The 9,826-nt window shown below is 44.5% G+C and carries 7 protein-coding genes and 1 pseudogene; 3 read left to right on the top strand and 5 right to left on the bottom strand.

Annotation, left to right across the window (positions count from 1 at the left end; genetic code table 11):
* Positions 1 to 88: 88 nt before the first annotated feature.
* The 4 genes and pseudogenes from QUA99_RS31155 to QUA99_RS31140 form a co-directional block, all read right to left on the bottom strand.
* Positions 89 to 298 (bottom strand): annotated as a pseudogene (locus QUA99_RS31155) (IS5/IS1182 family transposase); the annotation flags it as partial.
* 427 nt (positions 299 to 725) lie between these two features.
* The gene (locus tag QUA99_RS31150) at positions 726 to 2,225 is read right to left on the bottom strand and encodes a response regulator (protein WP_333245099.1); all 1,500 of its coding nucleotides are present in this window, start codon (positions 2,223 to 2,225) and stop codon (positions 726 to 728) included.
* A gap of 9 nt (positions 2,226 to 2,234) precedes the next feature.
* Positions 2,235 to 8,279, bottom strand: a complete 6,045-nt coding sequence (locus QUA99_RS31145; protein ID WP_333245102.1) for an AAA family ATPase — start codon at positions 8,277 to 8,279, stop codon at positions 2,235 to 2,237.
* A gap of 315 nt (positions 8,280 to 8,594) precedes the next feature.
* The gene (locus QUA99_RS31140; protein ID WP_333245105.1) at positions 8,595 to 8,759 is read right to left on the bottom strand and encodes a hypothetical protein; all 165 of its coding nucleotides are present in this window, start codon (positions 8,757 to 8,759) and stop codon (positions 8,595 to 8,597) included.
* A 61-nt stretch (positions 8,760 to 8,820) separates the two neighbouring features.
* Between QUA99_RS31140 and QUA99_RS31135 the strand changes: the two genes are divergently transcribed.
* The 3 genes from QUA99_RS31135 (at position 8,821) to QUA99_RS31125 (ending at position 9,482) form a co-directional block, all read left to right on the top strand.
* Positions 8,821 to 9,024 (top strand): hypothetical protein, encoded by a 204-nt coding sequence (locus QUA99_RS31135; protein WP_333245108.1) that lies wholly within the window; start codon positions 8,821 to 8,823, stop codon positions 9,022 to 9,024.
* Between the two features lie 84 nt (positions 9,025 to 9,108).
* On the top strand, positions 9,109 to 9,279 hold the full coding sequence (locus tag QUA99_RS31130; RefSeq protein WP_333245111.1) for a nucleotidyltransferase domain-containing protein: 171 nt from the start codon (positions 9,109 to 9,111) through the stop codon (positions 9,277 to 9,279).
* A gap of 47 nt (positions 9,280 to 9,326) precedes the next feature.
* Complete coding sequence (locus QUA99_RS31125) at positions 9,327 to 9,482, top strand: hypothetical protein (protein WP_333381710.1); 156 nt, start codon at positions 9,327 to 9,329, stop codon at positions 9,480 to 9,482.
* A 37-nt stretch (positions 9,483 to 9,519) separates the two neighbouring features.
* On the opposite strand, the gene QUA99_RS31120 is transcribed toward QUA99_RS31125, so the two are convergent.
* A partial coding sequence (locus tag QUA99_RS31120) for an HNH endonuclease signature motif containing protein (protein ID WP_333442163.1) occupies positions 9,520 to 9,826 on the bottom strand: 307 nt, incomplete at its 5' end.

Raw genomic sequence — 9,826 nt, 5'->3', positions numbered from 1 at the left:
CCCATCAAAATCCCAGAAATCATTTTCGGCTCCAATCTCGCATTTTTTCTCGTCTCATACCCTGATTCAGCAACGCCGGATAATTAATTGCTAAAGCTATCTGTGCTGGTACGCTCGGGCATTTTCCTACCGTAGAGTCTTTAAACAAACCCGCTAGTTCTGATTGAAATTCCTCATCGAATAGTTGGTGGCGAATTTTTCTAAGGAATAAGAACTGTTTCGCCGAGCGAATGCGTTTGGCTACTTTTTGTTCTTGGGCGGACAATTCGTGAGGAGGATGCCATATTGGTGGTCGCATGGGATTTTTGGGTGCTTTTGGTGGTCGCATGGGATTTTTGGGTGCTTAATGATAGGTTTTCAAAGCGCGTGCGAGCGTGTGTGCCGGTGACCTACAACTTCAAATACCGTTGTTGTCTCACCCCAGGCTGACACTCTGCCAATGGCTCACACGATACAGATGGTGCGACAACCTCTCTCGATTGCCAATCACTGCGCTCGATCGCTCTTTCCACATTGAGAGCCGGCGCACAGCACGAGCTGATTTTTCTAGACCAACATACTTTATGCCTTTTGTCAATCTCTTTTACTGGACTGGCGCTCTAGGATAACGGTCGTGGGTGAGGAAACTTGAAAAGCAGCGGCCACAGAACTTCTGTTAAGCTTGCTAGATTGGGGAGTAGTTTAAAAAATCAATCCAAGGGATTCACTAACTTTTTTGCAGAACATCAAGCTGACAGGGACAAGACAGGAGAATCCTGCCGAATCGGAATCTGAATAGTAAACTCTGTTCCCCTGCCTGGTGCAGAAATACACCCCAAGCTTCCCCGGTGTTTTTCCACTACAATTTGCCAGCTAATTGACAACCCAATCCCTGTTCCCTTACCGGGGGGTTTTGTCGTAAAAAACGGGTTAAATACGTGGCGACGAACCTCTTCCGAGATCCCTGGCCCATTGTCCACAATTCGGACAGCTACGCAATTGTTGCTTGTTACTTCTGTGCTAATCCGAATCACGCTAGGATTCGCTTTAATTTCTTCTAGCGATCTCTGCGTGTTCCATTCGTCAATAGCATCGATCGCATTTGCAAGTACATTCATAAATACCTGATTCATTTCTCCCCCATAACAGTCCACTTCAGGAAGGTTTGGGCAATAGTCCCGCACCACTTCAATCGAGGGGCGGTCTGAGTTAAATTTTAGCCGGCTCTGTAAAATCATCAGCGTGCTGTCCATCCCTTCGTGAAGGTTGACCGATCTCATTTCATATCCTTCTTGCCGTGCGAAGAGGCGCAAAGATAAAACGATTTCGCGGATGCGATCGGCTCCTAAGTACATCGATTTGAACATTTTAGGCAAGTCGTCTTTGAGATAATTTAGCTCGCTTGCCACGATTTCTGCTTGTATATCTGGAGCCGGATTAGGATAGTGCTTTTCGTAGAGGTCAAGGATAGCGACCAAAGTTTTTGAATATTCCAGAGCATAGGAAAGATTTCCATAAATAAAATTAATTGGATTATTGATTTCATGGGCTACGCCAGCTACGAGCTGGCCTAGCCCAGACATTTTTTCGCTCTGAATGAGCTGGCTTTGCACCTGCTTGAGTTCGTGCAGGGAATTTTCGAGCTGTAGGGCTTTGTGCCGCTCTCGCGCTTCCGATGCTTGCAAAGCTGCTTCTGCAAGCTTGCGTTCAGCAGCCTCCTGCTTGAGGCGTTCATTCGTTTGGGAAAGTGCAGCGGTGCGCTGTTCTACTCGCCTCTCTAGCTCTTGTGCCAAAACTTGTAGGTCGGCTTGCGCTCGCTCGCGCTCGACAATTTGCGCCTGAAGCTTTTTAGTTAGATTTCGCAGATTCAGGTGCGTGATAGCGCGAGCTAAAACTTCTTCGTGTTGAAGGGGCTTAGTGATATAATCAACTCCCCCCACATTAAAGCCTTTAACTTTGCTTTCTGTATCGTCCAGCGCGGTCATAAAAATGACTGGGATCTCTTTAGTTAAGTCATTTGCTTTGAGATTTTGACAGGTTTTAAATCCGTCCATTTCTGGCATCAGAACATCCAACAAAATTAAATCCGGCTGGCAATATTGCACTTTTTTGAGAGCGCTAGACCCACTGCGAGCTACCCAAACAGTGAAGCCAGATGCGCTCAAAAAATCCAATACTGAACCCAGATTAGTGGGCGTATCATCCACAATTAAAATGGTTCCTCTGTCTAAAGATTCGCTAGTCATTTTTAGTCCTCATCTAAACTGTTGAACAAATTCTACTAATTTGTCTTCTTCAAAGTTTCTGGTTAATTCAATCAACTGATTGGCAAAAGGTGCATAACGCATATCTATTGCCTTCAGCTTGCTGGCTCGCTGCTCAATACTGAGAAGTTCACCTTTCATGGCTAAATCGAACAAGACTGCAACTTCTTCCGAAGGGGGAGCAATCAGTTGCTGGTCTTGGATTTGGGAAGGGGTATCTGTGAAGATACCTTCTGAACTGAAAGTTGTTCGCTCATCATAAACCCATTCTAAACCTAAATGGTGACCCAAGCATTCTAATAACTTTTCTGCCCGAATTGGTTTGAGGAGAAAAGCGTTGCAGCCAGCCTGGAAAATGCTTTGGGGATCGCCGGATAAAATGCTAGCAGAAGTTCCGATCGCGATTACATCCTTCAATGCAGAGATTTTTCTGATCCGCCTCACCGCTTCAAAGCCGTCCATGACTGGCATTACTAAGTCAATTATAATACAGTCCGGTTGAAATAACAGCGCTTTATTCACGCAGTCTTGACCGTCCGTTGCCTCCATTAATTCAAACCCAATGGGACCTAAAAGATTAACGAGGACGGAGCGATTTTCCCAGCGATCGTCAACTACTAAAATTTTCCGCCGCTCCCCTGAGAAACTCCTGATAATTTTTTCAGGTTCTTTTTGCTCCCCTTCCCAGCTTTCGGTAATAGGCAACTCTAACTCAAACCAGAAAATACTGCCTTTACCTAAAGAACTTTGTACTTTCAGTTCGCCGCCCATCATCTCCACTAATTGGCGACTAATTGCCAGCCCTAATCCTGTTCCCTCGATCTGGCGAACTGAACCGCTGACTTGCTCGAAGGGCAAAAATATTTTTGAGAGTTCGTCCGGCCCGATGCCAATGCCTGTATCTTCTACTTGGAAAATAAATTTTGCTGTTGGGGATTGGCGATTGGCGATTGGTGACGACAAAGATTGCTGAGTCTCCAGTCTGTCTACTTTAAAACTAACCCCTCCTTTTTCGGTGAATTTTATGGCATTACCGAGTAAGTTGATGAGAACTTGCCGCAACCTTTTTTCATCGGCTTGGACGCAAGTGGGAAGTGGAATTAGCGGTTCGTAAATCAAAGAAATTCCCTTCTGTTGGGCGCGAATCTGACAGATTTCAGTAATGCCTTGGAGAAAGTCTGACAGGTGAAACTCGGTGAGGTAAAGTTCCATTTTTCCTGCTTCGATTTTGGAGAGGTCTAGAACGTCATTGATCAGAGTTAGGAGGTGTTCGCCACACTGATGAATGATGTTAATACCAGAATTTTGCTGACTGGTTAAATCTGTATCTCGTTTGAGGATTTGGGTATAACCTAAAATGCCGTTGAGCGGTGTGCGGAGTTCGTGGCTCATGTTGGCGAGAAATTGGCTCTTGGCGCGGTTTGCGGCTTCGGCAGCTTGCTCGGCTCGCTGTCTCTCTTGAATTTCTACTTCTAGGTGCGTATTTTTGGCTTTTAATTCCTCGGTTCGCTCTTCTACTTTGACTTCTAAAGTGTGATAGAGGTTGGCATTCTCTAAGGCGATCGCAGCTTGTCCCGATAGCATCCGCAACACTTCTACCCGCTTCGGCGTGAAAGCGCCAGCAATCAAGTTGTTTTCTAGGTACAGGATGGCACATAACTTACCTTGAGATAAGATAGGCGCACACAAAATAGATTTTGGCTTGTGTTGGGTAATGTAGGGGTCGGCGTTAAAGATATCATTGAGGCCCGAATCATTTAAAACGACATTTTTCTGAGTTCTGGTGACGTAATTAAGTACCGAGATAGGCACTTGCCCTGAAGTTGATACTGGTAAAGATTCTAGCACTCGGACTCGATCTTTAGTCCCCGCCGCTTCTATAACAAGTTGATCCTCTTTTGAGAAAATAAGCGCTCCTGTTTCAGCACCTGCGTTTTCTATCAAAATTTTCATTAACTTGATGAGCAAGTTAGGTAGAACAATTTCGCTAGAAATGACAATAGATGCTTTCATTACAGTTGCCAAGTCTAGCAACTCTGTTTGACCGCCTGTCACGGTCAAAGGAGGAATTGTCATCGTAGGATCAAAAGGGGTTTCGGTGAGCACGGAGGCTCGCGCTATTAATTGCGGGTATTTTTCTTCTAGATGTTTAACTTTAGCTAAAGCTCCCCAGCGCATATAGGCATAATAAGCATCGGTCATGTAGGTTCGGGCAATCTTTTCTTTACCCCATGAAAAATAGAATTTAGCAGCGAGTTCGTGAGCTAGTGCTTCTTCGTTGATGTACTCGTTTTCTTTCGCAAGAGCGCTCGCTTTGTCGTACATCTCGATCGCTTCTACTTTTTCGCCTAAAACCCGATGTTTTTCTGCCTCTACTAAATAGAATTTATGTAGATGATTCATTGGAGCATAATGCGCCCATTTTTGCAATTTTTCTTGATTAGCTTGTACTCGGTTAAGAATGTCCTGTTGGTCGGACTGCGAAGTTTCAGAATACACAGCTAGCCGTACTAGAGAATCGTAGAAATAGAAGATAACAACAGTTAGCTGCCCTGTAGACGATCCGAAAGAACTTTCTACTTGAGGGATGTTTTTTAAAGCTTCCGCGTAATTCTCAAACACATAACAAAGCGCAAGTTTGTGCAAGTATAAGTAATGAATTGCCAGTTGGTTGTTGGTTTGCTGATATAGCGGCAGCATTTTATATTCGTCGTAGACTTTCCCCTTTAACTGGCATATATTTTCGCTTCTTCCCATCATGTTTAAGACGGCTTGCCAACAGATTTTTGTATTATTAAACGCTGTTTCTTGGTTGATTTTATGAATGGCATCTGTGTAAGTTGCTATCTCTCGTTCGAGCTGCATTAGTTGCTTGCCCACAAAAAACGAGTAATGACTCCACACCATGACGGCATAGCCAGCATATTCTAAATCTCCAGTTTCCAGCCCAGTAGAGAAAGCTGCCAGGAAAGGTTCTAAGGTATTTCGGACGTGTTCTTTCCAATGTTGAACGGCAGCATACACTAAGTGGCAAGTCTTGACTTCGATTTCTTTGGCATTTAACTTTGACACTAGACGTAAAGCTAATTGACCGAACTCATAGCCCCGCTCAATATCTCCTACCGCCCCGCAAAGAAGAAGACTATATACCGCATACGCAAAGGGAGACACAGAAGCATTGCCATATTGAACGGATAAATCGATTTGTTTGCACACTGTTAAAGGCACCAGTACGGGCATTCCAGAATAGCAAGCAGAAAATATACTTGACAAAATCCTGATCGCTGCTAATTGATAAGGATCGGTCATTTCAGGGAGATCGATTAAGTCCTCAATTCGAGTTCCGCTCAAAATTGCCGCAGTTTCCCCCAGCGCCTGCCCAATATCAGATGGGTTTGGCGAGTCGGGAAACTCTACCTCCAACTGCTTTAAGACTTGCAGCCCCGTATTCAATGCTTCGACCAGCTTGTTCTGCGCCATATAAGCTTGAATCTGGACTTCGTACACTTTTACTATGTCCAATAGCGTTTTAGCGCAGTTTTGTACTATCTCAACGAATCTCTGCATTCGGTCAAAATCACCACTCAAATATGCTGACTCTGCTGCTTCTTCATGCAGCCTTAAAGCCAGTTCATATTGATTGTCCCAACTATCTACCGCTAACAGAGATAAACCCACTTGCAAATATTTGACGGCGGAATCGTGGGCTGTAGCAGCTTTTGCTTTCTGACCTGCAATTAGATTTAATTGGGCTAGTTCATATTTTTGGGATTCATTGGTAAGTAAGTCAGTACCATAATTGAGTTGGTTAACTAAAGCGAAAATATTTTCTTTTCGGTCTTCAGGCGTTGTACTTTGCAGCAGCAGTTGACCGATTTTTAAGTGGGTCTCTTTTTTCTGATCATCGGGAATCAAAGAATAGGCAGCTTGCTGCACTCGGTCATGTAAAAACTTGTAGTCAACCTTCACATCAGTTAAGGTAAAACCGCCCGATTCTTCCTGACTAAATACGAGGGGAATTTTGTATTCATTGCTCAAAGGTAAAATCAACCCAGCTTGAAGTGCTGCCCACAATTGCGCTGCCGTGACTAAGGAAGATTCCTGATTGACAATCGCCAAAACTTCTAAGTTAAAACTGTTGCCAATACAAGCAGCAAATTTTAATACTTTTTGTGTATCTTCGGGCAATTTGCGTATGTTTCTAGCAATCAGTTCGACAACATTGTAATCAGTGATACCGATCGCTTGAATTTGCTCGATATTCCATTGCCAGACGCCAGAGTATAAATCATAAGTCAACAAATCTTCTTGATAGAGAGTTTTGAGCAGTTGACTTATGAAGAAAGGATTGCCCTGCGTTTTATTAAAAAGTAGAGACGCGAAATTTCGCGTCTTTACAGACAGGGCTTCCGAACCGCCAGATTCATTTAAAGTATCCGCAATTAATTCTTCGACATGAACTAGGTGTAATGGTTGAAGGACAATATTATTCACCGTCGCACCAGTTTGGCGAATCTTGTCAATTGTTTGAATCGTCGGATGAGTTGGAGAAACTTCGTTATCTCGATATGCCCCAATCAGCAATAAATACTTGCTATCAGAATCAGTTATTAGCAATTCAATTAATTTCAACGATGCCGAATCCGCCCACTGCAAGTCATCGAGGAAGATAACTAAGGGATGGTCAATAGTCGTAAATACGCCAATGAATTGTTTAAAGACGCGGCTGAAACGGTTTTGAGCTTCAGTTCCCCCTAGTTCTGCTACGGGTGGCTGTTTGCCAATAATTAATTCGACTTCAGGGATAACATCAATGATGAGTTGTCCGTTATCGCCTAAAGCGGATAAAAGTTTTTCTTTCCAAGTTTGGATTTCTACTTCGCTTTCGGTTAGAAGTTGCTGAGTTAAGGATTGGAATGCTTGAATCAGGGAAGCATAAGGAATATTGCGCTTGAACTGGTCAAATTTACCTGCAATAAAATAGCCTCGTTGCCGCACAATGGGTTTGTGAACTTCATTGACCAAAACTGTTTTGCCTATCCCGGAATAACCGGAAACCAGCATTAATTCGGTTGTGCCACTGGCAACGCGCTCGAAAGTTTCTAGAAGTTTTTCAATTTCTTGGTTGCGACCGTAGAGCTTTTGCGGTATATTTAATTGCCCTGCTTTATCCGCACTTCCAACAACAAAGTTGGAAATATATCCGCTAGCCTGTAGTTTGAGCAAGCAAGTTTCTAAGTCAAATTTTAGTCCTTCATTGCTTTGGTAGCGGTCTTCAGCATTTTTAGCTAATAACTTCATCGCAATCGCTGAAATTTGTGGTGGGATTTCAGGATTTAGCTGGTGAGGGGGAATGGGAGTTTTGGCAATATGGCTGTGTACCAATTCCAGCGGGTCTGTGGAATTAAAGGGCAACTCGCCTGTGAGCATTTCATAGAAGGTAACGCCTAGTGAATAAAAATCAGTGCGGTAGTCAATTGACCGATTCATCCGGCCAGTTTGTTCGGGCGACATATAGGCGAGTGTGCCTTCGAGCAAATCTGGATGGCTGAGCATCGAATTTTCTCGCTCCAGGCGCGAAGCGATGCTGAAATCAATAAGTTTAACTTTTTCAGTGGCTGGGTTGATGATAATATTTTGTGGTTTTACATCTTTATGAATAATGTTATGTTTGTGGAGTTCTGCTAAGGCAGAGACAAGCTGGAGACCCAAAGAAAGAAATTGAATGATTGTGAGTTTTTTACCATTCATCCAATCGTTGAGAGACTCGGAGCCTGAATCTTCTAATATCAGTGCTAAACCGTTTTTATAGCTTTCTAAACTAATGGCTTTGACAATCGATTCTACGTTCAAGCTGTGCAGGATTTGATATTCGTGTCGCAAGCGGGTGATGTCAGAAAGAGTGGGATACTCAGCCTTTAGCCTTTTGACGATCACGCTGGAAAAGTCCGAATCCTTCCGAGCGCGATCGACTGAAGTTCTGATCCCGCTGTGGAGGGTTTCAACGAATTGATAGCCAGTTAAGTTGATAGTCATTATTATTCTACCGATCGCAAGGAAATTGAGCGTGAGGTTAAGGCCGATTTGAAAACTTAATTATTATCGGAGCTGATTGTAACATAGTAATTTAGTCAACAAAAGTGAGCTCATGTTTCGCTTCTGGCAATTGTGCCCTGATAAGATTGTATTGTTAACCGTGCTGCCTCAATGCGCGTTTTGGGTGTTTGTTGGGGGATTAGTCGGTTGCACTTTCAAGTGGGGTGTGGAGCGAGTGTTTCTCGTTGCTGAAAATTATCGTTGTCAACTATCACCTCAAACCGAATCATCGATCCATCCGCAAGCCGAACAATCTCAATTAACAGGCGGCGTTTCATATTGGGGATAAGTCATTTCACACCGGGGACACCGATGGGTAAACAGGAGGTGGGTATCCAGCAGCTCCAACTGCTGCAAGGTGTGTCCGCCGCTGCCGGGCGTTGCAGGATAAGTTCGCCCCTTCAGATTCCTACAGTTCATCGGGTTCAGCGCTAGGGTTTTGTTAAAAGTCCGGGCAAGTGTCGGTGTCTGAGCCTGTAGGATGGACGGCACAGATGAGGTGTGGGTTGCGGGCGATCGAGGAGACAGCGATGGCTCCGCCCCGGCTTACGCCTACGCACTTAGGGATTTTGGGCATGGCGTGTTGCGGTTTTGGTTTAGTTTGTCTCAAAAACGGGGCTGGCGATCGCAAATGGCGTTGTGTAGCGAGCGTGGGCGTAACTTGTTGCTGAAAGTGCCAGACTAGAAATAGCGATGAGTGTACCATCTTAAAGCGTTGAGGAGGGCATGATGAAAAAAACAGGATTAGGCATTCAAGAATTACTGTATTGTGAGCGATCGCTTGCTTCTCGCCATTGCCCAAAAGCACGGAGCCTGCAACGTGCGCGTATTCGGTTCGGTAGCGCGGGGCGAAGCGACCCCAGAAAGCGATATTGATTTGTTAGTGGATTACGACAAGCGAGAAAATTACGCCTTGGTTTCCAGGTGGGCTATTGCTTGATCTAGAACAACTACTCAATCGCAAGGTCGATATCGCCAAGCGTGGATATGTTGAAAGAACGCATTCGCGAGCGCGTTTTGCAGGAAGCTGTACCGCTCTCTCGGCGGGAAGCCCAACGGCTGGTTAGAGTCGATAGGAGCGTTACCACTCCTACCTCTCCTTCAGAACGGAACGTGATACTTTCGCATCATTCCGCTCCTTGATAATTCCATCCTTGTTATGGATACGATTCAAGACACGCTATCGGGTTTTGACACTTTCTTTAGAGTGTATTGACCCATCTGTTGCGGTCTTTGTGTCGTGGCAGTGTTTATGCAGAAGTTGTAGGTTGTCGTAGGTATCCTTTCCCCCTAACGAGGTTGGTTTAATATGGTCAACTTCTACAATGTCTGTACTGGTAAAGTACAAACCACAGTGAGGACAAATACCCTTTTGACGCTTGATTAAGGATGCAACCCTGTTAGGAGTTTCTGGGTATTCACCTCTTCGCTTGCTCCAATAAGTCCAGTTTCCATCAAATGGACTGGCAACAGCCTTTATTTGGATA

The sequence above is a fragment of the Microcoleus sp. F10-B2 genome, assembly GCF_036704965.1.
Lineage (GTDB): Bacteria > Cyanobacteriota > Cyanobacteriia > Cyanobacteriales > Microcoleaceae > Microcoleus.
The sequence above is the reverse complement of the archived record's forward strand: the minus strand, read 5'-3'. Positions and strand labels throughout refer to the sequence as shown.